26 protein-coding genes are annotated in these 23,019 nt (G+C 60.5%); 8 read left to right on the top strand and 18 right to left on the bottom strand.

The genetic code is table 11. The annotated features are described in order from the left end of the window. Positions 1 to 90: 90 nt before the first annotated feature. The 7 genes from ACO6TG_RS07975 to lgt all read right to left on the bottom strand — a co-directional run bounded on the left by ACO6TG_RS07975 (position 91) and on the right by lgt (position 7,148). Positions 91 to 1,098 carry a BMP family protein gene (locus ACO6TG_RS07975; RefSeq protein ID WP_422377684.1) on the bottom strand — a complete coding sequence of 336 codons (1,008 nt, stop codon included), beginning with the start codon at positions 1,096 to 1,098 and terminating at the stop codon, positions 91 to 93. 368 nt (positions 1,099 to 1,466) lie between these two features. Next, the gene (locus ACO6TG_RS07970; RefSeq protein WP_422377683.1) at positions 1,467 to 2,399 is read right to left on the bottom strand and encodes a ribose-phosphate pyrophosphokinase; all 933 of its coding nucleotides are present in this window, start codon (positions 2,397 to 2,399) and stop codon (positions 1,467 to 1,469) included. Between the two features lie 241 nt (positions 2,400 to 2,640). Further along, a complete protein-coding gene (locus ACO6TG_RS07965; RefSeq protein WP_422377682.1) occupies positions 2,641 to 3,162 on the bottom strand; it encodes a hypothetical protein in 522 nt (173 codons plus the stop codon). Positions 3,163 to 3,250: 88 nt separating this feature from the next. Continuing rightward, positions 3,251 to 4,408 carry a M24 family metallopeptidase gene (locus tag ACO6TG_RS07960; RefSeq protein ID WP_422377681.1) on the bottom strand — a complete coding sequence of 386 codons (1,158 nt, stop codon included), beginning with the start codon at positions 4,406 to 4,408 and terminating at the stop codon, positions 3,251 to 3,253. A 9-nt stretch (positions 4,409 to 4,417) separates the two neighbouring features. Then, positions 4,418 to 5,182, bottom strand: coding sequence for a peptidoglycan editing factor PgeF (gene pgeF / locus ACO6TG_RS07955; RefSeq protein WP_422377680.1), 765 nt, complete (start codon positions 5,180 to 5,182; stop codon positions 4,418 to 4,420). Positions 5,183 to 5,229: 47 nt separating this feature from the next. After that, positions 5,230 to 6,318: a class I SAM-dependent methyltransferase gene (locus ACO6TG_RS07950; RefSeq protein WP_422377679.1), complete on the bottom strand. Its 1,089-nt coding sequence runs from the start codon at positions 6,316 to 6,318 to the stop codon at positions 5,230 to 5,232. Continuing rightward, on the bottom strand, positions 6,315 to 7,148 hold the full coding sequence (gene lgt, locus ACO6TG_RS07945) for a prolipoprotein diacylglyceryl transferase (RefSeq protein ID WP_422377678.1): 834 nt from the start codon (positions 7,146 to 7,148) through the stop codon (positions 6,315 to 6,317). The genes ACO6TG_RS07950 and lgt overlap by 4 nt, the downstream gene beginning before the upstream one ends. A gap of 174 nt (positions 7,149 to 7,322) precedes the next feature. On the opposite strand from lgt, the gene ACO6TG_RS07940 reads away from it, so the two are divergent. The 6 genes from ACO6TG_RS07940 to ACO6TG_RS07915 all read left to right on the top strand — a co-directional run bounded on the left by ACO6TG_RS07940 (position 7,323) and on the right by ACO6TG_RS07915 (position 11,303). Next, positions 7,323 to 7,589: an accessory factor UbiK family protein gene (locus tag ACO6TG_RS07940; protein WP_422377677.1), complete on the top strand. Its 267-nt coding sequence runs from the start codon at positions 7,323 to 7,325 to the stop codon at positions 7,587 to 7,589. 342 nt (positions 7,590 to 7,931) lie between these two features. Beyond that, positions 7,932 to 8,432: a YbjN domain-containing protein gene (locus tag ACO6TG_RS07935; protein WP_094071918.1), complete on the top strand. Its 501-nt coding sequence runs from the start codon at positions 7,932 to 7,934 to the stop codon at positions 8,430 to 8,432. Further along, positions 8,429 to 9,247, top strand: coding sequence for a pyrroline-5-carboxylate reductase (gene proC / locus ACO6TG_RS07930; protein ID WP_422377676.1), 819 nt, complete (start codon positions 8,429 to 8,431; stop codon positions 9,245 to 9,247). Before ACO6TG_RS07935 ends, proC begins: the two co-directional genes overlap by 4 nt. A 92-nt stretch (positions 9,248 to 9,339) precedes the next feature. Beyond that, positions 9,340 to 10,038, top strand: coding sequence for a TetR/AcrR family transcriptional regulator (locus ACO6TG_RS07925; RefSeq protein ID WP_422377675.1), 699 nt, complete (start codon positions 9,340 to 9,342; stop codon positions 10,036 to 10,038). Between the two features lie 102 nt (positions 10,039 to 10,140). Further along, complete coding sequence (locus ACO6TG_RS07920; RefSeq protein ID WP_422377674.1) at positions 10,141 to 10,482, top strand: tRNA-binding protein; 342 nt, start codon at positions 10,141 to 10,143, stop codon at positions 10,480 to 10,482. 89 nt (positions 10,483 to 10,571) lie between these two features. After that, positions 10,572 to 11,303, top strand: a complete 732-nt coding sequence (locus tag ACO6TG_RS07915) for a DUF1194 domain-containing protein (RefSeq protein ID WP_422377673.1) — start codon at positions 10,572 to 10,574, stop codon at positions 11,301 to 11,303. Positions 11,304 to 11,331: 28 nt separating this feature from the next. Here the strand turns inward: ACO6TG_RS07915 and ACO6TG_RS07910 are convergent, their stop codons facing one another. The 4 genes from ACO6TG_RS07910 to ACO6TG_RS07895 all read right to left on the bottom strand — a co-directional run bounded on the left by ACO6TG_RS07910 (position 11,332) and on the right by ACO6TG_RS07895 (position 15,465). Beyond that, complete coding sequence (locus ACO6TG_RS07910) at positions 11,332 to 12,666, bottom strand: 8-oxoguanine deaminase (protein WP_422377672.1); 1,335 nt, start codon at positions 12,664 to 12,666, stop codon at positions 11,332 to 11,334. Positions 12,667 to 12,797: 131 nt separating this feature from the next. After that, complete coding sequence (locus ACO6TG_RS07905; RefSeq protein ID WP_422378856.1) at positions 12,798 to 14,165, bottom strand: ATP-binding protein; 1,368 nt, start codon at positions 14,163 to 14,165, stop codon at positions 12,798 to 12,800. A gap of 59 nt (positions 14,166 to 14,224) precedes the next feature. Then, complete coding sequence (locus ACO6TG_RS07900; protein ID WP_422377671.1) at positions 14,225 to 14,923, bottom strand: response regulator; 699 nt, start codon at positions 14,921 to 14,923, stop codon at positions 14,225 to 14,227. A gap of 32 nt (positions 14,924 to 14,955) precedes the next feature. Next, the gene (locus tag ACO6TG_RS07895) at positions 14,956 to 15,465 is read right to left on the bottom strand and encodes a MarR family winged helix-turn-helix transcriptional regulator (RefSeq protein ID WP_247646283.1); all 510 of its coding nucleotides are present in this window, start codon (positions 15,463 to 15,465) and stop codon (positions 14,956 to 14,958) included. A gap of 292 nt (positions 15,466 to 15,757) precedes the next feature. Here ACO6TG_RS07895 and ACO6TG_RS07890 point away from each other — a divergent pair, with 292 nt between their 5' ends. After that, a complete protein-coding gene (locus ACO6TG_RS07890) occupies positions 15,758 to 16,660 on the top strand; it encodes a branched-chain amino acid aminotransferase (protein WP_422377670.1) in 903 nt (300 codons plus the stop codon). Positions 16,661 to 17,008: 348 nt separating this feature from the next. On the opposite strand, the gene ACO6TG_RS07885 is transcribed toward ACO6TG_RS07890, so the two are convergent. Further along, positions 17,009 to 17,554 carry a TetR/AcrR family transcriptional regulator gene (locus ACO6TG_RS07885; protein WP_422377669.1) on the bottom strand — a complete coding sequence of 182 codons (546 nt, stop codon included), beginning with the start codon at positions 17,552 to 17,554 and terminating at the stop codon, positions 17,009 to 17,011. Positions 17,555 to 17,619: 65 nt separating this feature from the next. Here ACO6TG_RS07885 and ACO6TG_RS07880 point away from each other — a divergent pair, with 65 nt between their 5' ends. Then, positions 17,620 to 18,702: an alcohol dehydrogenase family protein gene (locus tag ACO6TG_RS07880; RefSeq protein ID WP_422377668.1), complete on the top strand. Its 1,083-nt coding sequence runs from the start codon at positions 17,620 to 17,622 to the stop codon at positions 18,700 to 18,702. Positions 18,703 to 18,728: 26 nt separating this feature from the next. On the opposite strand, the gene ACO6TG_RS07875 is transcribed toward ACO6TG_RS07880, so the two are convergent. From ACO6TG_RS07875 to ACO6TG_RS07850, 6 genes are all read right to left on the bottom strand, one after another. Then, positions 18,729 to 20,039: a multidrug effflux MFS transporter gene (locus tag ACO6TG_RS07875; RefSeq protein WP_422377667.1), complete on the bottom strand. Its 1,311-nt coding sequence runs from the start codon at positions 20,037 to 20,039 to the stop codon at positions 18,729 to 18,731. A gap of 108 nt (positions 20,040 to 20,147) precedes the next feature. After that, a complete protein-coding gene (locus tag ACO6TG_RS07870) occupies positions 20,148 to 20,609 on the bottom strand; it encodes a molybdenum cofactor biosynthesis protein MoaE (protein ID WP_422377666.1) in 462 nt (153 codons plus the stop codon). 4 nt (positions 20,610 to 20,613) lie between these two features. After that, the gene (gene moaD, locus ACO6TG_RS07865) at positions 20,614 to 20,865 is read right to left on the bottom strand and encodes a molybdopterin converting factor subunit 1 (RefSeq protein WP_094071905.1); all 252 of its coding nucleotides are present in this window, start codon (positions 20,863 to 20,865) and stop codon (positions 20,614 to 20,616) included. Positions 20,866 to 20,892: 27 nt separating this feature from the next. Beyond that, positions 20,893 to 21,465, bottom strand: a complete 573-nt coding sequence (gene pgsA, locus ACO6TG_RS07860; protein WP_422377665.1) for a CDP-diacylglycerol--glycerol-3-phosphate 3-phosphatidyltransferase — start codon at positions 21,463 to 21,465, stop codon at positions 20,893 to 20,895. Positions 21,466 to 21,526: 61 nt separating this feature from the next. Beyond that, positions 21,527 to 21,817 carry an HlyU family transcriptional regulator gene (locus tag ACO6TG_RS07855; RefSeq protein ID WP_422377664.1) on the bottom strand — a complete coding sequence of 97 codons (291 nt, stop codon included), beginning with the start codon at positions 21,815 to 21,817 and terminating at the stop codon, positions 21,527 to 21,529. 198 nt (positions 21,818 to 22,015) lie between these two features. After that, entirely contained in the window at positions 22,016 to 22,930 is a 915-nt protein-coding gene (locus ACO6TG_RS07850) for a LysR family transcriptional regulator (RefSeq protein WP_422377663.1), read from the bottom strand. Positions 22,931 to 23,019: the final 89 nt, after the last annotated feature.

The raw sequence follows: 23,019 nt of genomic DNA, 5'->3' as shown, positions 1-23,019 counted from the left end.
GCTCCGGAAATCGGGTTCTAAGGGGCCGCAGCGGGGGCGCGGCAAGAAAAGCAGTGGCCGGGAGTAGGCCCCGGCCACCGGAAATTCCCATTACATGGTGGACTTCGGTTCGCTGTCATTGACGTTCACGCGGAACAGGCCATCGAGGATCTCCTGTTCCTTTTCCTTGGCTGCCGCAACCGCGTCGGCCGGTGCCAGGCTTTCATCGACGATGAAGCTGCCGCCGCCATAGGACATGAAGCTGTAGGGACCGTAGTCGGCAGGTTCGAAGCTGCCCTCAACGACGGCGCCGACAGCCTTGTCGATGGTCGGCTCCATGTGCCACAGCGCGGAGGAGAGGATCGTTCCGGGATAGTCGCCGGCCGTATCGATCACGTTGCCGATGGCCAGGATGCCCTTTTCCTTGGCGGCGTCGGAAACGCCGAAACGCTCTGCGTAGAGAATGTCGGCACCCTTGTCGATCATGGCAAAGGCGGATTCCTTGGCCTTGGGCGGGTCGTACCAGGAGTTGATGAAGGTCACGAGGAACTTCACGTCCGGGTTGACGGAGGTTGCGCCGTCCATGAAGGCATGCATCAGCCGGTTCACTTCCGGAATGGCGTAACCGCCGACCATGCCGATCACGTTGGACTTGGTGGTGGCGCCGGCAATCATGCCCGAGAGATAGCTCGGTTCATGGATCCAGTTGTCGAAGACGGCGAAGTTCGGCTTGGCCGGTCCGAAGGAGGAGCCCATCAGGAAAGCCGTTTCCGGATATTCGGCTGCGACCTTGCGGGCAGCGCGTTCCACGGCAAAGGCTTCGCCGACAACAAGATCCATGCCCTGTTCGGCATATTCGCGCATGACGCGCTCATAGTCGGTGTTGGCGACGTTCTCTGAGAAGGTGTAGGTGATCTCGCCGCGTTCCTGGGCGGCCTTGAGCGCCTTGTCGATGCGGCTGACCCATTGCTGCTCGACCGGGACGGTGTAGATCGCGGCGACCTTGATCGGGTCGGCGGCCTGGACGGGCGAATAGGCAAGCCCGGCGGTGACTGTGATGGCCAGCGCGGCCGACAACAAGGCCCGGCGGGCCCTTGAAAACGGTTTTGAATTGATCATCTGGAACCCCTGGAAGTCTTTTTTAACCACAAAATTTGAACACAGATTATGCGTGCCCACAAGCTGGGCAGGTGGTGGAGAAGCTGATTTTTTGAACAAATGGGAAAATTTTTTAGGCGAACGCTGCCGGGCAGGTTGAAAGGGACGATGATACCACCTGAACTGACGGGTCGAACTTGCGAGGATGGATCTTTAATGGACCGACGAAAAACAGAGGACCGTCCTTCCGGCCGATCTGCATCGCTGCGACTTTCCGGACTGACTGTTTGCAACAATTGCAAAGAAGCATGACGCTCTTGGGGGAGACGGTTGCAAAACAAAAAAGCGCCGGACGAGCCGGCGCTTTTAACTGTCGAAAACCGTCAGTCTCAGTTGAAGAGGCTCGAGACCGATTTCTCCAGGGCCGTGCGGTTGATGGCTTCGCCGATCAGTGGGGCAATGGAAATGGCACGGATATTGGCGGCGGCGTCGATGGCTGCGGTCGGCTCGATGGAATTGGTGATCACCAGTTCCTTCAGCTTTGAGGACGTGACGCGCGCAACGGCACCACCGGACAGAACGCCGTGGGTGATGTAGGCCGTGACCGACTTGGCACCTTTGGCTAGCAATGCATCGGCCGCGTTGCACAGCGTACCGCCACTGTCGACAATGTCGTCAACGAGAATGCAGTCGTAGCCGTTCACATCGCCGATGATGTTCATGACTTCCGACTCTCCAGGCTTGTCGCGGCGCTTGTCGACGATGGAGAGCGGAGCTTCGATACGCTTGGCCAGCGCACGGGCCCGGACCACACCGCCCACATCCGGCGAGACCACCATGACATTGTCGGTGGCGTAACGCTCCTTGATGTCGCGGGTCATGACCGGCGCGGCAAACAGGTTGTCGGTCGGAATGTCGAAGAAACCCTGGATCTGACCGGCATGGAGATCCATGGTCAGGACCCGGTCTGCGCCGGCTTCGGTGATCAGGTTGGAGACCAGCTTGGCCGAAATCGGTGTCCGGCCGGAGGCGCGCCGATCCTGGCGGGCATAGCCGAAATAGGGCAGCACGGCGGTGATCCGGCGGGCGGAGGAACGGCGCAGCGCATCGATGATGATGAGCAGTTCCATCAGGTGGTCATTTGCCGGGTAGCTGGTCGACTGCACGACGAAGACGTCTTCGCCGCGCACGTTTTCTTGGATTTCTACGAAGATTTCCTGGTCGGCAAACCGCCGGACCTGGCATTTGGCAAGAGGAGCGTCCAGATATTTGGAGATTTCCTCAGCCAGGGCTCGGTTGGAATTGCCCGCGACGATCTTCATGAGCCGCAAGTCCTTCTGGTGCGACGGCGGGTCGACGAGGGTCAGGTGGCCCTGTCAACACGCGGAACAGGCTTAGGTCGTAAGTCGAGTGCCGGGTGCCGCGAGTCCCTGACGGAAACCCTCGGCAGGCGGCGGCGTTGTAACAACCAAGCACCGGGACGACAACAGCCGTTCGTGCTGAACTGCCGCTTTTTTTGAATTTTTATGACGCAGCGCGGTAATTGCCCGGCAAAGCAATTCATTATCGGTTGAGCCAGGCCTTGATTTCCACCATGGAGCGATTTGCAATGCGCGACAGGGTGCCGGAATTCACCGACTGCCAGGGATCGCCGGAAGCGCCTCCGGTGGCTTCCGTTCCGGAGATTCGCTTCAGCCGGCGGCCGCTGCTGTCGACGATGTCAAAAACGTAGAACACCGTGCCGTTCGAAGGTTGCCCCGTTGCCGACAAATAGCCGTTGACGCGATAGGTTGCCGCTGCGCCGATCCGCCGGACAAGCGTGATGCCCTGCTTGCGGGCTTCCGAGCCGATGAATTCGGAAAGTTCGTCTGCAATGTTGCCTGGCGCGCCGGTGAAAGGTTCAAACGCCAGCGTAACGCCTTCTTCCGGATCCACCGGGCCGGACAGGGCCGGAACAGGGGTCGGTGTCGAGACCGGGTTGGGTGGCTGCGGCGTGGCCTGGCAGGCTGCGAGGCCGGCGGCCAGAAGAAGGCCGGCGACGAAGCGCGGATAAAAGAAACGGTTCGAACGGGACGGAGTTTGCATGAAGGCCTGGCGCTCGCGGTCAGTAACGGTCTGGATGCGGCCCCTGAAACCGACTCAAACAGGCCGGGCCGCGAAAGGTGCACATGGTTTAGCCTGACTTGACCGGCAGGTCGAGAGGCAGCGTGGATAAGCATTCCGGCGCGCCCTCACCGGTCAGATATGTCTGGCCAAGGGTCATGGCTGTTCCCGTGATGGAATCCATCAGGATCATGTGCATGAAAATGACCATGTTCGGCTTCACTTCGGCCGGGTTCGCCTTGTAGGCCATGGGCATGTCCATCCAGCTTGGCGTAAACCGCGCGCCCAGCGAATAGCCGCAGGCGTTCAGCCTGTGGGGCATCATGCCATGATGATCCATGCGTTCGGCATGTGCATCGAAGACATCACCGAAGGTCTTTCCGGGGACCAGCTGGGTCTCGACGGCCGCAAGCGCCTCACGGGTCGCCAGGTACATTTCCTGGTGCCGGTCGGTGGGTGTGCCGATGACCACGGTGCGCATCAGCGCGGCATGATAGTGCCGGTAGGTTCCCGCCCATTCCAGGGTGATCTGGTCCTGGTCGGAGAGCGTGCGCCGGCCGGCCTTGTAGCGGCATAACAGTGCGTCCCGGCCGGACCCGATGATGAACTCGTTGCCCGGATAATCACCGCCGCCTTCAAAGATCGCGCCCTGCATGGCGGAGAGGATGCGGCCCTCGTCGGCTCCCGGACGGATTTCGTCGAGCGCGGCGTGATAGGCCTTGTCACCAAGTTCGGCCGCCTTGCGGACATAGGCGATCTCTTCGGAGCTCTTGACGGCACGAAGCTCCGGAACGAGCGGCGAGGCGTCCCGGATATCGGCAAAACTCGACAGTTCTTCGTTGATCTGAAGGGCGATCCTGCCGTTCATGCCGTGGGTGTCGTATTCGATGCCCAGCCGGCTGCCGAGCAGGTCCATGTCGAACAGCATTTCCTTCAGCTGACCAACCGGACTGGCCGCACCGCGATCAATCCAGATGCGGATGTCCTCGATGTTGGACGTGTGCTTGGCCTGCCGTTCGTCGGCGGAGCGGGTCAGCAACACCTTGCGGCCATCTGCGGTCACGACAAGGCACTGAAAAAAGCAGAAGCCGAACGTGTCGTAGCCGGTCAGCCAGTACATGCTTTCCTGCGCAAAAAGCAGCATGGCGTCGAGTTTTTCCGCTTCCATGACCGCCTTGAGCCGGTCAAAGCGGTTCGCGAATTCGGTTTCGGTGAAATGAAGGGCCATGATGTGTCCTCAAAGAATCGCGATTGCGCTGATCTGGCGGCCGTAATCCGGTTCCTGCCGGTGGGTCGTCCGGCGGTAGGAGAAGAACCGTTGTTCGTCGGAATAAGTGCAGAGCGCCATGTCGGAGACCGTCTTCAACCCCAGCGAGGCAAGCCTGGCCGTGATAAAGGCCGGCAGGTCGAACATGAAATGGCCCGGCTTTTCGGAGGCTCCAAAATAAGCCGCGTTGTCGCTGTCTTCTATCTGAAACCGTTCTTGGAATTCAGGTCCCACTTCATAGGCGGCTTGCGAGATAGTCGGTCCAAGAACCGCGGTGATGTTGGCTCTGGAGGCTCCAAGGTCTTCCATGGCCGTTACGGTGTTCTGCAACACACCTGAAACCGCGCCTTTCCAGCCGGCATGTGCCGCGCCGATCACACCAGCTTCCGGATCGGCGAAAAGAACCGGGCCGCAGTCAGCCGTGGAAATGCCCAGTACGAGGCCGGGGGTTGCGGTCACCAGGGCGTCGGCCTTGCGGTCTGCATCCGCGGCGAAGGGCGCATCGACCGCAATCACATCCGGTGAATGGATCTGATAGGGCGAGACCAGTTGTGCTGCGCCGGTTCCGAATGTCGCTGCCACCCTGCTTCTGTTCTCAAGAACATGCTCACGCCTGTCGTCGGAGCCCAGACCGATATTGAGGCCGGCATAGATGCCTTCGGAAACACCGCCTTCACGCGTGAAGAAACCGTGCGCGAGGCCGTCCAGTTTCAGGTCATCCGATTCAAGTTTCATGGGAGCTCCTGCTCACGGGAAATGCAAACCGCCTGATCCTTGGGGCTTCAGAGCGCGCTGTCAAACGGTGGGACCGTTAATCCAGAGTTTGTCACAGCCAGGACCTTGAAGAGGTTGCCCATCTTGTCCGGTGCGGCAAGCCGCTCGACCGCGTCGCGGATCGCTTCCTGCTCATCGTGGGACTTGCCCGACCCGAGGGCTCCGGCCCGCTCAAGCAGGCCGGACCGAAGCAGGAAGTCGCCTTGCGTCAGTGGCGGCAGTGCGGCTGCGCCGCCGTTCACGGCTGCCGCGGCGAGGCTCTCGAAATTGACATGTGCCGTCAAGTCCGCCTCTCCGGGATGGGCAAGGACGTTATCATAGCGGTGCTTATGGAGCGCCTGCAGCGTGTCTCCAGGTGCGGTCTTCAGGTAGCCGTAGTCGATGAAGAGCGCCATTCCACCGCCTGCTGCAATCCGCCGCCCGATGTCCTCGGCAATGGCATTGGCGGCCGGTTGGGTTTCCAGGATGGAGCCATCAGGGCCAGTTCGGGCAGAAGCCGGAACAGCTGCCTCGGGCAAAGCGGCGGTGCCGATACCAAAGATCAGGTCGCCAGCCTCGTTCACGCCAACCTGGCGCTCCTGCCAGGCATCCGGGGTCTTGACGAACTGATGGATCGGCAGGGCATCAAAAAACTCGTTGGCAACCAGGAGCAATGGTCCCTCCGGCACATCCTGGAACCGGTCCCGGAAGGTTGGCTGGACGGAAGCGTCCTTCAGTGTTGCGTTCTGGATCTTCCTGAGACGGTCACTGGTCTCGACAAGGTTTAGCCGGGCCGCTTTCAGGAAAGCCGGACGCAGGGCGGCGACGCGCAGAAGATCTGCCATCAGCGTGCCGCGACCCGGTCCGAGTTCAACAAGCTCGAACCGGTCTGGCCGGCCCATTGCATCCCAGGCGGACAGACAGGCGGCGCCGACCAGTTCGCCGAACATCTGGCTGATCTCCGGAGCGGTGATGAAGTCACCGGCTGCGCCAAAGGGTTCCCGCGTTGAATAATAGCCATATTCTGGATCGCTCAGGCAGACGGACATGTATTGCGCGACGGTGAGGGGACCCTCCGCCGCGATCCGGGCGCGAAGCTTGTCGAGAAGGCCGGTCACGCGGCTGCCGCGCCTTTGGATCGGCGGGCAGACCAGATCATGGCGGCGAGACCTGCCAGGATCATTGGCAGAGACAGCAGGATGCCCATGGTCAGGAAGCCGCTCAGATAGCCGATATGGGCGTCCGGTACCCGGTAGAGTTCTGCGATCGAGCGGCCGACACCATAGCCGAAGGCGAAGGCGCCGGCCAGGAAACCGGGTCTTTGCAGGAGTTTGAAACGGTGGCTCAACACGCGCAACACCAGGAACAGGATCACGCCTTCCAGCGCAGCTTCATAGAGCTGGCTCGGATGGCGTGGCTCCGGCCCACCGGTCGGGAAGACAAAGGCCCAGGGCACATCTGTGGGGCGGCCCCAGAGTTCTGAATTGATGAAATTGGCAATCCGGCCGAAAAACAGCCCGATCGGCGCGGCGCAGCCGGCCAGATCGAACAGGGTCCAGAGCGGGATGCCCCGTTTCCAGGCAAACAGGACCATCGCGATCACGGTGCCGGCAAAGCCGCCGTGAAACGACATGCCGCCGGACCAGACGGCCAGTGCCTCGCCCGGATTGGCGAGATAATAGCCCGGATTGTAGAACAGGACGTAGCCGAGGCGGCCGCCAAGAATGATGCCGATCGTGCCCCACAGGACAAAGTCGTCAATGTCCGCCCGGCTTGGGCGTGTTGCGGTGCCCCAAAGCTGATCGTTTGCTGCAAGGGCCCGCATGTACCGCCAGGCAAGTAGAATGCCGACGATATAGGCGAGCGCGTACCAGCGCAGGGCAAAGGGGCCGAATTCGACGATCACCGGGTCGATGGCGGGAAAGGGCAGGGCGAATACAGGCGGCACGGCGTTTCCTTGTCTGGACCGGTGGCAGCTTCCGGCAGAACGCTTGGCGGAACTTTGTGCCGCCGTCAAGGCAAGCTGCAGCGCGGCCGGGTGCGGCGGAATTGGATCTTGAAGTTGCGGGCAATCCCTCATACCTGTGAGGCATCTTTTTCACCGCCGATCAAGGAGGGTCCGATGACCCAGGGTCCCAACCGTCTTCTCGATGATTTTGCCAAGCTCATGACCGACGCCGCCGGTGTTGCCCAGGGCGCCCGCCGCGAAGTCGAAACGGCATTCAGAGCACAGGCGGAGCGTTTCCTGTCGGAAATGGATGTGGTGTCCCGCGAGGAACACGAAGCTGTCAAGGAAATGGCCGTGCGTGCACTCGACAAGGTCGAAGAGCTCGAATCGCGGCTGGCTGCGCTTGAAAAATCCGACAAGGATGCTGCAGGAGACGCCTGAAGCAGCGCGTTGACGCTGTCGTGAGCGTTTTCTGTTAATTGTTGATGACAGAATTGCGACGGATAAACCCGGCAGAAATGCAGTGATTTTGAGCAGTTTGTCTACTTTTGTTGCTGAGTCGTCCACAAGTTTCGGCTTTTGGGGCGGCTTGGCATGTATCGTTTAAATTCTTCCTGCACCTATACTCAAAGACAACAGGGATTCGTCGGAGCAAGACGGAACCGGTTCGTGAAAGGGCCATCAAAGGTGCGTATTGCTCCTCCGGCATGGGACATATCCCGGCGGCCCGCCCGGTTATCCTGATCGGGTACTCGGCCCCGGCTCGAAAGGGGAGAAGGCATCATGAGCCTCATCGAGATCGAATTCGAGCGACCTGGCAATCCCGTCGACATGATCGAAACTGTCGCCGCCTTGAACGACTGGGCCTTTGAGCGGTCGGACGAGGATGAGATCACCATCTCCCTTGAAGGCAGCTGGTGCGACTATCATGTCTCCTTCTCCTGGATGGAGGAAGTTGAAGCCCTTCATCTGGCCTGTGCCTTCGACCTGAAAGTGACCGAATTGCGCAAGACCGAGGTCCTGCGGCTTCTGGCCCTGGTCAACGAGCAGCTCTGGATGGGGCACTTCGACCTCTGGAGCAAGGAAAATGTCGTCATGTTCCGTCAGTCACTGCTTCTGACCGGCGGCGCGGAGGCGTCTGCAGCGCAAATCGAGGCGATGCTGACGAATGCCCTTGAAAACTGCGAACGTTTCTATCAAGCCTTCCAGTTCGTTGTCTGGGCCGGTCACTCGGCTGCCGAGGCGCTGAGTACGGCCTTGTTCGAAACCGCAGGAGAAGCATGAGTTTTTCAAAGGAGCGCCCCTTCCTTCTTGTCGGAGCCGGCAAGATGGGTGGGGCAATGCTCGCAGGCTGGATGGCGGAAGGGATCGATCCTGCTTCCGTCGTGGTCTGCGATCCGGGTCTGTCCGACGAGATGGACGGACTGTTGAAATCGCACGGTATCCGCCATGTAGCGGCCGTGCCGGACGATCTGACAGCCGCGATCGTGCTGGTTGCCGTCAAGCCGCAGATGATGGACCAGGTCCTGCCGGGTCTTGCATCCGCGGTTGAGGCGGACACGCTGGTCATGTCGGTTGCAGCCGGGACACCGGTTACGAAATTCCAGGAACACTTTGGCCCTGTTCCGGTGTGCCGCTGCATGCCGAACACGCCGGCCATGGTCAAGCGCGGCATCACGGCTGTCTACCCGACCACTGAGGTTTCGGAAGGCCAGAAACAGGATGTGACGAAGCTCTTGTCGGCCGTTGGCAAGGTTGTCTGGCTCGACAGCGAGGACCAGATCGACCTGGTTACAGGCGTCAGCGGATCCGGTCCTGCGTATGTGTTTTTCCTCGCCGAAGCGCTCAGCGAAGCGGGCATGGCGGCCGGTCTGCCGGAAGAGCTTGCACACGAGCTGGCGGTTGCGACGGTCTGCGGCGCCGGGGAACTGATGCACCAGTCGGGTGATCATCCGGCGACGCTTCGTCAGAATGTCACCAGCCCGAACGGCACCACAGCGGCAGCGCTTGATGTGCTGATGCATGCTGAGGGGCTGCAACCCGTCATGACCGAGGCCGTTGCTGCAGCGGTTAAACGGGCGCGCGAACTCGCACAATAACAGGGCTTCAGATGGCCTGCGGCGGAAGGTCCCCCTTTTCGCCGTGGGTCCGGTTTCCTATGTTGAGGGCAGTCAAACTGCCGGAGGCACCCATGGCGACCGCAAAGACAAAGCAGAAAATCCTTCAGACCTTTCTGGAGCTGCTCGCAGAGCACCCGTACGAAGATGTGTCGCTGCCGCTCATTGCCGAGACGGCGAAGGTGAAACTCTCCGACATGCGCAGCGCCTACAGTTCGAAATTGAAGCTGGTGGCGGCTTTCCTGGAACAAGTGGACACGGCCGTTCTGGATGAACGGGACGAGGACATGGGCGACCAGCCCGCCCGCGACCGGCTGTTCGATATCCTGATGACCCGGATTGATGCACTTGCCGAACATAGGGACGCCGTGCGTGCCCTACAGGAGGCTGCGGCCAAGGATCCGGCCCTGGCCCTTGATCTGAATGCGCTCCATGTGCGCTCACAGAAATGGATGCTGATTGCCGCCGGGATCGACCTTTCCGGCGTCAAGGCGACCGTTGTCGCCCAGGGTCTCGCGTTTGCCTTTGGCCGCGTGGTGGATGTCTGGCTCGACGAAGAGGACGAGGGCATGCCGCGCACCATGGCCCGGCTCGACAAGGAGCTCGACAAGGGCTCCGATTTCATGAAACGGCTGAAGAATGTCGAGGGTCTGGCAAAGGGCGTGCGTTCGTTTCTGCGGAAAGCGTCCGGCGGGCGCAAACGCTGGAAGGACCGGCAACGCGAGACCGATCCCGATACCGAATTCGACGGTGAGGCGCCGGCGGGTGCGTGATGGACACACTTAACGTTAGAAACGTCTCTTGAACGCGAACCGGGCTTGCGCGGTGCCAATTGAACCGCCACGCTCGCGGCAAACAACGGCGAGGGATGTTTCGTGAGCGACCAGATCAGTTTTGATGATTTTCTGAAAGTGGACGTGCGGGTAGGCCGGGTGGTCGAGGCCGAGGATTTTCCGGAAGCCCGCAAGCCGGCCTACAAGATGAAGATCGATTTCGGCCCGGATATCGGCATCAAGAAAACGTCTGCGCAGATCACCAGGCATTACACACCTGAGACGCTGGTCGGGAAGCTGGTGATGGCTGTGGTCAACTTTCCGCCGCGCCAGATCGGCCCGGTGATGTCTGAGGTCTTGACACTCGGCGTGCCCGACGAGGACGGCGAAGTGGTGCTGTTGACCCCGGACAAGGATGTGCCTGTCGGCGGCCGGCTTTACTAACCGGTTCCGGCACACCGTTCTTATCGACAAAGCGTGATTTTGGTTTTTGATGACCAGCAGCGATACTTTCCTCGGAGAGGAGAGATCCGATGGTCTCTGTATCGAAAGGTTTACCTGCGACGTTGAGGCGGATGCGCTGCGTTCAGTATGTCGGGCGGCTCCTGGCTGCGATCGTCGCACTCTGGCTGTTCTGTGTGCCGGCGTCCGCCTGCTCCCTGGCGCTGGTGGTGGCGGTTGACGTCTCGGCCAGTATCTCAGAAACCGAGTATGACCTGCAGCAACGCGGTATCGCCGGTGCCTTGCGGGACCCTTCCGTGCTCGAAGCGATCGAGACCGTTGGCGGGATCTGGCTGCACAGTTTCGAATGGAGTGGCCGCTATCAGCAGAACACGCTGCTGGACTGGCGGTTTCTGAGTGACGAGGCTTCCGCTCATGCCGCTGCGGACGAAATCCTGAGCAACACAAGAGACAGCCGGGAGTTTCTGACGGCGCTCGGCCCGGCGCTGGTTCATGCCCGCGGCATCCTCAACACGGCACCGCAGCGATGTGACCGGCAGGTGATCGATGTGTCCGCCGACGGTATCAACAACCAGGGCGAGGAGCCCCGGTTCGTTTACGCGACCCTCGACTTCAGCGAGGTTACGGTCAACGCGCTTGTGATCCTGAAGGACGACATGACCCTGAACTATTACACTGACAAGGTCATCACCGGACCTGGCGCGTTTATCCAGTCAACGCTGCGCTATGAAGACTATACCGAGGCCATGACCCGAAAGCTGATCCGCGAAATCCTGGGTTACGGATTTGCGGGGTTGCGCTGACCCTATTTCGGGGCAGCGCAAGTCGGTTTCAGAAACGAAGGTCACGTGCCAGGGTGTTCTGGCGCTCGATCACCTTCGGCAGATCAATCGTGGTGACCTTGCCGTCATTGACGATCTGCCTCCCCTCGACAAAGAGGTGTTTCACCCGGGTAGGTCCTGCCAGCAGCAGGGCTGCCGGATCCCAGCTTCCGGCGCTTTCCACGCCGGAAATGTCCCAGATCGCGACATCCGCCCGTTTGCCGACGGCCAGCCGGCCGCAATCGGGCCGGTTTAGCACATCAGCGCCGCCGCGTGTGGCAATCTCAAGCGCCTCGCGGGCCGACAAGGCGTCGGCGCCATTGGCCACCCGTTGCAGCAACATTGACTGTCTGGCTTCAAGAACGAGGTTGGCGGCATCATTGCTGGCCGAGCCGTCTACCCCGAGACCGACCTTCACACCTGCGTCGCGCATGGCCCGCACCGGCGCAATGCCGCTGCCAAGCCGGCAGTTTGAGCAGGGACAATGGGCGACCCCCGTGCCACTGGCTGAAAAGAGCGCGATCTCCTGGCCGTCTAGTTTCACGCAATGGGCATGCCAGACGTCAGCTCCGGTCCAGCCGAGATCTTCTGCATACTGGCCCGGGCGGCAACCGAATTTTTCCTGCGAATAGGCGATGTCTTCGTCATTTTCCGCAAGATGGGTATGGAGCATCACCTTCTTGTCACGGGCCAGCAGCGCTGCATCGCGCATCAGGTCACGGCTGACGGAAAAGGGAGAGCAGGGGGCAAGGCCAACACACACCATGGCGCCTTCGGACGGATCGTGAAAAGCGTCAACGACACGGATGGAGTCTTCCAGGATATCCTGTTCCTTTTCGACCAAATCGTCCGGTGGAAGCCCGCCGTCGCTTTCGCCAATGCTCATTGCGCCGCGGGTCGGGTGAAATCTCAACCCGATCTCCCTGGCCGCTGCGATCGTATCGTCGAGCCTGGACCCGTTCGGAAACAGGTAGAGGTGGTCCGATGTGAGGGTGCAGCCGGACAGCGCCAGTTCGGCAAGGCCGGTCTGGGCAGAGACAAACATCTCTTCCGGTCCGAAACGGGACCAGATCGGATAAAGGGTCTGCAACCAACCGAACAGGAGCGCATCCTGTCCGCCCGGGACGGCCTTTGTCAGGCTCTGGTAGAGATGATGATGGGTGTTGACCAGGCCGGGCGTGACAACGCATCCGCTGGCGGAGTGAACCTCACCACTGCTTTCAAGATCGGGGCCGATTTCGGCGATGACGCCATCCCTTATCCGGATGTCGACGCCCGAATATTCGTTTCGGTCGTCATCCATGGTCAGGACGGTATCGGCATTTTTCAAGAGAATTTCAGGCAAACGCAGTCCTCTGGTCCCCGTCTCATAGGAATGCGTCAGTAGGGCCGGTGGAAAACGGGGGTAAGAACCGGCCCCCAAATTGGTACGGAAAATGAACCGGTGGTGTCAAGCCGCGCGCGGGCTTCCGGTCTTCAGGCAGGGATCCGGATCCGGGCCCGGAGGCCTCCCAGCGGGCTGTCTTCCAGATAGAGGTCACCGCCATGGCCGCGTGCAACGTCCCGGGCAATCGCGAGACCCAGACCGCTGCCGGATTCGTCCATGTTGCGGGCCAGATCCAGCCGGTGAAACGCCTGGAAGGCCAGTTCCCGCTGGTCCTCGGGAATGCCCGGTCCGTCGTCATCCACGGTGATGACAAGCCAGCCCTTCTCGATGGATCCTGTGACTTCCACCCGGTTGCCGTATTTGCAGCCGTTGGTGATCAGGTTCGACAGGCAGCGTTTGAGCGACAGCCGCCGAACCTCGGCGTCCATGTCGCCATCAAAGCGGGCCTTGAGATCCAGGCCGGAAATCTCGGCCTCTTCTTCCAGCTCCTCCAGTAGCGCAGCTATGTCTGTCTGCTGAATGTCTTCGTCGCCGTCGCCGCTGGCAAACGCGAGATAATCCTCCAGCATGTTGCTCATCTCGCCGACATCCTTGCGCATTGCTTCGCTCTCGGGCGTGTCTCCGAGGAAGGCAAGCTGCAGACGCAGCCGGGTCAGGATGGTTCTGAGATCGTGGCTGACACCGGCCAGCATGGTCGTGCGCTGTTCGATCTGCCGTTCGATGCGTCGGCGCATGTCGATGAAGGCGAGGCTGGCCCGGCGCACTTCGCGCGCGCCGCTGGCCCGGAAATTTTCGACCGGCCGCCCCTTGCCGAAGGCGTCGGCGGCGTCGGCCAGGCGAATGATCGGGCGGATCTGATTGCGCAGGAACAAAAGCGCGATGATGACCAGTACCAGCGACGTGGAGAACATCCAGACGAGGAAAATATGCGAGTTGGACGCGAAGGTCTGGCTGCGCCGCGTGAAGACCCGCAGGATGGAATCTTCCAGCTGGATCCTGATTTCCACGAAACGGGAGCGTCCGACCGTATCAATCCAGAAGGGCTTGCCGATCTTCTGGCTGATGGCCTTGCTCAGTTCCTGGTCGATGACGTCAAAGAAGGGTTTGGGCGCGGGCGGCGGCAGTGGTTCCAGCGGTGTGACGGTCATCGACATGCCGAGGGCACGGGAGGCAAGTTGCTCGACATTGGCGTAGTTCGGGTCCTGCGGATAATGTTCCAGAACGTAGACCACAGCGGCGATCTCGCGGACCACGGCTTCCGACATGCGCTGCGACACAAGCTGGTAATGCCGCTCCATGAAGACAAACACCAGCACCGATTGCAGAATGACGATCGGCGTAACGATGATCAGGAACGTCCGGGTGAAGAGACCCTTGGGCATCACCCGATACATGAACCGGGAGATGGCCTTGTAAGGACCGAGAAGCGGTTTGAACGGCCGCAGCAACGTTGTCATGCGTTCGGCAAACCTGAGTTTGCCTCTAAGGGATCCCAGATCCGCCAGTCGGGGCCAGGTCAGTCGCATGCCAGCCTGTAGCCGATGCCGCGCACCGTCTGCAGATAGATCGGGTTGCCGGGATCGGACTCGATTTTCCGCCGGAGCCGGTTGATCTGCACATCGACAGTCCGCTCGCCAAGGCCGCTGTCATCGCCGACGATCTTGTGGCGGGGCACCGTTGCGCCGGGTTGCTCGGCAAATATGGCCAGGATCTGCTTTTCCCTGTCGGTCAGCCGGACCATGCTGTCGCCATTCTTGAGCTCGCCCCGCGAAGCATTGTAGCAAAAAGGTCCAAACCTGATCTCTTCCGTGACAACGGTTGGCTGCTGGTTTCCGCGGCGCAGAATGGCGGCAATGCGCAGCATCAGTTCGCGCGGTTCGAAGGGTTTGGACAGGTAATCATCGACCCCGGCCTCAAGACCGGCAATGCGGTCCGGGGCATCAGAACGTGCCGTCAACATCAGTATCGGCACTTCGGAGGATTGCCGGAGCGAGGCTGCCAACTGCAGGCCGGTCTCACCGGGCATCATCACATCCAGAATGATCAGATCAAATTCCAGTCCGGACAGACATCTGCGCGCATCTGCTGCATTGGCCGCCGTCGTCACTCTATAGCCTGTCTCCTTCAGGAGCCTGGACAGAAGGTCCCTGATCCGATTGTCGTCGTCCACCAGCAGAATGTGATTGGCGTTATCGTCCGGCACCTGGGCATTCATCGTGTCAATTCGGTCCTTGTCCTTTGGCGGCCTTAATCCTGAAGGTCAAAGGCAGAGCGGATCAGCTGCAGGATTTCCGGACGCATCTCGGGATCGATCATCTGCAGCAGAAACTTGCGGATAACTTCGTGACTGCCATCAGGCAACCCAATTAGGGCACGTTCAAGGCGTTTTTGCTGCAGTTTTGCCAGATCCACAGCGAGCGCGTGACCGCGTTCGGTGGTGTAGAGCAACCGCTGCCGCCGGTCGTGGTGGCCTTCACGCTGTTCGATGATGCCGACATCCACAAGCTGCTTCAGGACACGACCGAGACTCTGCTTGGTGATGCGCAGGATGCCGAGCAGGTCGGTCACCATGATGCCGGGATTGCGCTCGACAAAATGCAGCACGCGGTGATGTGCCCGGCCGAATTCGTATTCGGCCAGCACGTCGTCCGGATCGCCGGTGAAGTCGCGATAGGCAAAAAACAAGAGCTCGATTAGATCATAGGGCAGATCCGGATCGCGCTCGGCGCTTATCCGCTCCGGTTCGGCCTCTTCCATGTCCTGTTTGAGAGGAGACGGTGCCGGTTTGAAATTTATGTCAGTCATATTGACTTAATTCTGGTCGATTGTTACTTCTATATGGCTGCGTACGAAATGATCGGTCGTTTTGATGCCGTATTGAGCATCAGATGTTAAACGAATCCGTTCAGGATCGTGGCGGCTATCAGGATACCGATAGTTTGCGTGCTGTGCAAAAAATACAGTGGTGAAAGAGCCGCAAGTCTTTGGCGTCATTTGCCTCTGTGATCTAAAGAGAAAACACGCTGATAGAGCGTGCGGGAGATAAAAAATGGCTGGAACGCCTTTTGACCAGCTGAGTGGCGACATCTGGTACGATGGAAATTTCGTGCCCTGGTCGGAAGCGAAACTGCATGTGCTGAGCCACGGGCTCCACTATGGCAGCAGTGTCTTTGAAGGGGAGCGGGCCTATGGTGGCCGCATCTTCAAGTCCGAAGAACATACCGAACGCCTGCTGGCCTCCGGCAAGATGCTCGGTTTCGACATTCCCTGGACCGCGGAACAGATCAACGCGGCCAAGGAAGAAACCCTGGCGCGCATGAACCTCACGGACGCCTATATCCGGCCGGTGGCCTGGCGCGGCAGTGAGATGATGGGCATCTCGGCCCAGAAGAACACGATCCATCTTGCGATTGCTGCCTGGGAATGGCCGAGTTACTTCAAGCCCGAAGAGCGGCTGAAAGGCATCCGCCTGGACATGGCGGACTACCGCCGGCCAGACCCGCAGACCGCGCCCTACAAGGCCAAGGCCGCAGGTCTCTACATGATCTGCACCATTTCCAAACATGCGGCAGAAGCAAAGGGTTACACGGATGCCCTGATGCTCGACTGGCGCGGCCATGTTGCGGAAGCGACCGGAGCCAACGTCTTCTTCATTCAGGACGGCAAGATCCACACGCCGACACCTGACTGTTTTCTGGACGGCATCACGCGGCGAACCGTGATCGGTCTTGCAAGGGACAGGGGCATCGAAGTGATCGAGCGCACCATCCTGCCGGATGAGCTTGCCGGTTTTGAGCAGTGCTTCGTGACCGGAACAGCGGCAGAGGTTACACCGGTTTCTGAAATCGCCGGCAACACCTTCGAAGTCGGTGAGATCATCAAGACGCTGATGGAAGATTATGATGCTGCCGTTCGGCCGGACGCACCGGCCTTGCAGGCAGCTGCCGGCTAATTCCGCTGCTTCACCTGAAATGCGAACATCGAGGCGGGCTCTGGCCCGCCTCAGACTGCAGACAAAGTTACTCCGTTATTCCGGACGGTCTGCAGCGCAGCTGCATGGCCAGACCCGGGAGCCAGCATTTACTTCGCGCCACAGGCGCGCCCTTATTCGTAAAGTCAGGCACTGAACTGATTTTGTGCTCGCTATTGCTCGCGCTGATACGCCGGGTTCCGGATCGGCGTGCAGTCACACTGCACTTGTCCGGAATGACAGGATGAAGGTTTGGCAACAAACTGAGGCAGGCTTCGGCCCGCCTTTTTTGTGCCGGGACAGCGGATTCTTGCCGTTAGCGACCGAACATCAGGCCGCCGAAACGGTTGACGGCAGGGGCGCCTGTCTCAACGCCGTCGACATCCTGTTCGCGGAGTCGATCGCATGCGTGCCGTGCAGCGGCCAGGTCTGGGTCAGGCCTTCCAGGATGAGCATCAGCTCGACTTCCCTGCCTTCCAGTCCGCCTGCCTTGGCCGCGAGACGCGCGACCTCGCCCTTGTGCTCCTGCAGCAGCGCGATCAGGCGTTTGTCCTGGGGTGCAGCGGCGACCGCTGCGTGGAACAGGCACCCCCTTGCGCTTTCCGTTCCCATCCAGGCGCCGATCCGGTGGAAGATCTCGGCAAGGGCTCTGTCGCCTGCTTCAGGCAGGTCCCCAAAGACCTTTTCCAGATAACGCTGGTGCCGGTGTTCGAGTGCGGCATAGACCATCTCTTCCCGGGACGGGGTGTATTTGTAGAGCGTGCGCAGACTGACACCAGCAGCGTCCCGCAGATCGCCGACGCTTGGTGCGGCAAAGCCGTGTTCGGCGAATGCCCGTTCCAGCCCGGCAGCAATTCTGATCCTCGTATCCGACATGCTTGACTATGTAGAATGATCGTTCTACATGAGCAAGTAGAAAGGTCATTCTACATGGAGTTCTCATGACACACCCCGACACGATGAGCGGTATGGTTCTGACCGGACACGGTGGGTTGGACAAGCTGGTGTGGCGCACCGATCTGCCGCTTCCGGTCGCCGGGGCTGGTGAGGTGCTGATCCGTGTCGGTGCGGCGGCGGTGAACAACACCGACGTCAACACACGGACAGGCTGGTACTCGCCGAAGGTGCGGGGGGACACGTCTTCAGGAGCAGCGGAGGGCTATGCTGCGGGAGAAGGTGCCGAGGGCAGCTGGTCCGGTGAAGCGCTGGCATTTCCGCGCATTCAGGGCGCCGATTGCTGTGGAGAGATTGTCGCTGTTGGGGCGGGGGTTGATCCTTCCAGGATCGGAGAGCGTGTGCTTGTGCGGCCGATGCGGCCAGTCGACGACGGCGCGAAAGGGATGACTGTCCGGACTTTCGGCTCTGAACGCGACGGCGGGTTTGCCGAATTCACGACTGCGCCTTCCGATGACGCAATTGCCGTCAATTCCGATCTCACCGACCTGGAACTGGCGACGTTCCCTTGCGCCTTTTCAACGGCAGAGGGCATGATCCAGCGTTGCGGCCTTGGGGCGGAAAAGGTGCTGATCACCGGGGCGTCCGGTGGTGTCGGCTCCGCCGCCATCCAGCTTGCCAGGCGCCGGGGGGCGCATGTCACCGCGATGACCAGCCCGTCGAAGGCGGCTGAGCTGCGGTCACTGGGTGCCGCCGATATCCTGGGACGCGACGAGGCACTGCCTGAAAGTGCCTTTGATGTGGTGCTGGACCTTGTGGGCGGTCCGCGTTGGCCGGAACTCATCGGGACGCTGCGCAACGGTGGCCGCTATGTCACCTCCGGGGCGATTGCCGGTCCGATCGTGGAACTCGATCTGCGCACGCTTTACCTGAGAGACCTGTCGCTGCTGGGCAGCACCTATCAGCCGGCAAAGGTGTTCACGGACCTGGTGAGCTACATCGAGGCGGGAGAGATCCGCCCGGTCGTTTCCGCGACCTATCCGCTGCGCGAGTTGCGGACGGCGCAGGAGGCCTTTCTGGCCAAATCCTTTGTCGGCAAGATCGGGATCGAAGTCGCGCAACAGGACTGATCGCAGAAACGGTTTGCCTTCCGTCTTCAGTCGCTGGCCGTCTGCGTATCATGCAGCGCGTGAAACATGCGGCCGCGTTCCGCATAGAGGATGCAGCAGATGGCGGCCAGGCCGTAGACAAAAAAGGCCAGACCCAGCGGCTGTGTGGTGCCGTCAAAAAGCTGCCCCATGACATAGCCCAGAAGAGCTCCGCCGAGGGTGGAGATGGTACCGATGACCGAAGAGGCGGTGCCCGCGATGGCGCCCAACGGCTCGATGGCCATGGCGTTGAAGTTGGCACCGAGAAAGCCGAAGCTGGTCATGATTGCCGTGGTCAGGATCATGAAGAGCCAGAAATTTTCCACGCCCAGGGCAGGCAGCAGCCAGACAAGGAAACCTAGACCGGTATAGACAACGGCAGCCCCGTGCGACAGGCGGCGCATGCCGATTGCCTCCACCAGCTGGGCATTGGTGAAGGAGGAGACGGCCATTGTCGCCGCGATCGCGGCAAAGACGATCGGGAACAGGGTGCCAAGGCCAAACACATCGACAAAGATCTGCTGGGACATCGCCAGGAACGAAAACAGCCCGCCGAAGATGAAGGCGGTGCCAACCGAGTAGCCGAGGCAGACCCGTGTTCCCAGGGCCGTCCCGTAGGCGCCCAGTACCGTCGACAGCACGATGGGGCGCCGTTTTTCAACGGCAAGGGTTTCGGGCATGCGATAGGCCGACCAGACCATCATGGCAGCGCCTGAGAACAGCAGCAGCGCGAAAATCCAGTGCCAGCCGGCCACAAGCAGCACGGCCTGACCGATGGACGGCGCAACGATGGGCACCGCCATGAACACCATCATCACCAGAGACATGACCTTGCCCATGCGACGTCCGGTGTAGCAGTCGCGCACCACGGACAGGGCTGCGACGCGTGCGGCTGCGCAGCCGATGCCCTGAATGACGCGGGCAATCAGCAGAACGGTCAGGTCGGAGGCGAAGATCGCCGCGATGCTGGCAAGGCTGTAAAGAGCAAGACCACCGACCAGAATGCGACGCCGTCCGAGCGCATCCGTGACGGGGCCGAAGAAAAACTGGGCGCCGCCGAACCCGACCAGATAGGACAGCAGGACCAGCTGACGGTTGTTTTCTTCCACGATGTTGAGCGCGTCACCAATGGCCGGCAAAGCGGGCAGCATCACATCGATGGCCATGGCGTTGAGCGCCATGATCATGGCGATGATGGTGACAAATTCTGCAAAGGGAATGCCGGGCTCGCGCAGAACTTCGCTGTTGTCGGCGGAAGCGGAGCGGCTTGCAGCAGCCGTTTTGGCTGCCGGTTCGGAAGAGGCACTGTCGTGTTTCAAGGTCGGGACCAGTTCGTACGCGCGGGCGGGTGTGGGCCCGGGAACGTGATGTAGAGAAAACCTGCGGCACAAAGCCAAAAGATGGGTCACCTTAGGAGCTTATGCAGCTCAGGTCCAGCGCGCGGCGTCCTTGTCGTCGGTGGCCTTTGCTTCGACCCAGTTGCTGCTGCCGCCTGTCGAAAGATGCTCCTTTTTCCAGAACGGCGCGCGGGTCTTGAGGTAATCCATCAGGAAATCGGCTGCTTCGAACGCGGCCCTGCGATGAGCCGAGGCGGCAATGACAAGAACGATATTCTCGCCAGGCGGGATCTTGCCGAAGCGATGAACCACCGTCAGGCCGGTCAGGGGCCATCGATCGGCGGCCTCCCGGGCGATCCGGGTCAGCTCGGCCTCGGCCATGCCGGGGTAATGCTCCAGTTCCAAGGCTTCCAGCGTTCCGGCCTCGTCGCGGCAAAGGCCGGTGAATGTCACCAGGGCGCCGACATCCTTGCGGCCCGTGGTCAATCGGGCGGCCTCGGCCGCGGCGTCGAAATCGTCTGCCTGGACGCGAACAAGCGGAACTACAGGCATGGCTCTACCCACCCGTCATCGGCGGAAAGAAGGCCACTTCCCGGGCACCTTCGAGCGCCGCATCGGTTTCGACATGCTCCTGGTCGAGCGCGACCCGGATCGCGTCCTCTTCTTCAAAGGCCGCAGCATGATTTTCATCGAGGGATTTCAGATGCGTGATCAGGTCGGCGACCGTGCTCACAGAAGCAGGCAGGTCGATCTCTTCTTCCTCAAGACCCACCCGTTCGCGGACCCAGGCAAAATAACGGATGTTCATGGCGCCCCTCAAGCTTCGAACGGCCGGTTACTCGGTGATCAGATGACCGATACCGGCGCGGAAATAGTCGTATCCCGTATATAGGGTCAGCAAGGCGGCGAGCCAAAGCGAGACCAGTCCGATGTCGGTTGTATAAGGGAACACCGTGTCGCCGGCCGGACCTGCGAGCAGAAAGGCGATGGCGACCAGCTGGACCGTGGTTTTCCATTTGGCCAGCTGGGTCACCGGTACGCTGACCTGGAGTTCGGCCAGAAACTCCCTGAGGCCGGAGACCAGGATTTCCCGGCACAGTATGATAATCGCCGCGATCATCGACCAGCCGCCGATCGTGCCGTCGCCGGCCAGCATCAGCAGGCTGACGGAGACCAGCAACTTGTCGGCAATCGGGTCCAGCATGCGGCCGAGCGCGGATTGCTGCTGCCAGGCGCGGGCCAGATAACCGTCGAAGAAGTCGGTGATGGCCGCCACCACGAACAGGGCAAGCGCGATCCAGCGCGGCGTGGTGCCTTCGAAATAAAAACAGAAGGCAACAGCCGGAACGGCCAGAATGCGCCCGTAGGTCAGGAGATTGGGCAGGCTCAGAACAATATTGCGTTTCATGTCGGCTTTCAGATAGCGGAAGGCAGATGGGCCAGGCCTTGGCCGGCCGGACCGCCCAGCGTCAATCGAATATGCTCTCGCCCATCTGGTCAATCATCATTTTGGCCTTGCGTATCATCTCGTTTGCAGCTGCCGTTTCTTCGGGCAAGGTGTCGGCACGGATGAAGGTGTGCACCTTCTTCTTGTCACCGTCCTGTTTTTCGATGCGCCCCGAGACCTGCCACTGGCCCTGGTTCTGCTGGGGTTCGGCGACAATCAGGAAACCGTCATAATCCACGGTTTGCGCCTTCGATTTACCCTTACCGCCTTCGCCTGAGGACGAAAACAGGGATTTGAACATCTTGCCGAGCATCTGGAGCCTCAATCTGGTGTTTGTCTTCTTTTAGGCGGCACGGCGGGGGGCTTCAAGGGGGAGACCGTTTTGAAAAGCTGTAGAATTTCGAGAATGCCTGAGGTGATGGGGAACCACGTTCAGATTTAATGAGTGGCGTTCTTTTCGGAACTGGCGACAGGTATACGCTCCAGCGGTGTTGCGACGATGAGCTCCCTGTCAGTGGGATGACAACACGGCCGGGATGAGTTCCTCGGCGAGGGTCGCGGTCGCGTCGACCCGGGCAATACGCCGTGCGCCGGGCCGGTAGGTCAGGAAGACAGGATAGGGACGCGACACATACTCGGTCAGACAGCGGACCAGCCAGCCTTGTTCGAGCGCTTCACCCAACATGAATTCCGGAAGGAACGCAAAGCCTTCTCCGGCAAGTGCGAGGTCGTGGAGAACCGCAAAACTTCGTGAGGCAAAGGGGCCGTCAACCTTGATCGTGGAGACGTTTTCCGGAGAGAAAAACGTCCATGTCGTTTCCGGCTTGTCGTCCCGAAAGGTCAGGCAGGGCAGCCCCTTGAGGTCTTGGGGGGCTTTCAGGTGGTGCCTGCCGGGCAGATCCGGAGCGGCGACCAGCCAGAAGCGGAAGTGCCCCAGTTCCTTCACAACGAGCCGGTCGTCCTGAAAGGTGCCGATCCGAAAGGCCAGGTCCGTGTTCGGGTCCTGCATGTCCTCAAAATGATAGGCGGCCTGCATCACCAGGCTGAGGTCCGGATGTCGCTGCCTGACGGCCGGCAGCAAGGTCGAGGCGAGCAGGGAGCCGAAATCCGGCGTCGTTGCCAGGTTGACCTGGCCGGAGACGCCGCCGCTTTCTTCCCGGGCAATATCGTCGAGCAGGTCCATCTCAGCCAGGATGGACCGGATGCGTTGATCGAGCCGGGCGCCAACCGGCGTGAGTTTCACGGACCTGGCGCCGCGCTCCAGCAGTTTGACCGAAAAATGCGTCTCCAGCTGCGACACATGCCGGCTCACACCGGATTTTGCCATGCCGAGATGATCGGCGGCTGCGCTGATGCCGCCCAGGCGGGCAACGGTGTGAAAGCTGAGCAGGGCCGGTAGACCTATCGTTCTATAATCGTGAACCATAGGTTCAAATTTCTACATCTGTTGCGATTTTTTGGCAACGCCTATCTTCGATCCATCACTTGAACCCGATCTGGAAAACAAACAGGAGC

It is taken from the genome of Roseibium sp. (assembly GCF_965233565.1).
Taxonomy (GTDB): Bacteria; Pseudomonadota; Alphaproteobacteria; order Rhizobiales; family Stappiaceae; genus Roseibium.
This window is presented reverse-complemented; position numbering and strand designations above follow the sequence as displayed.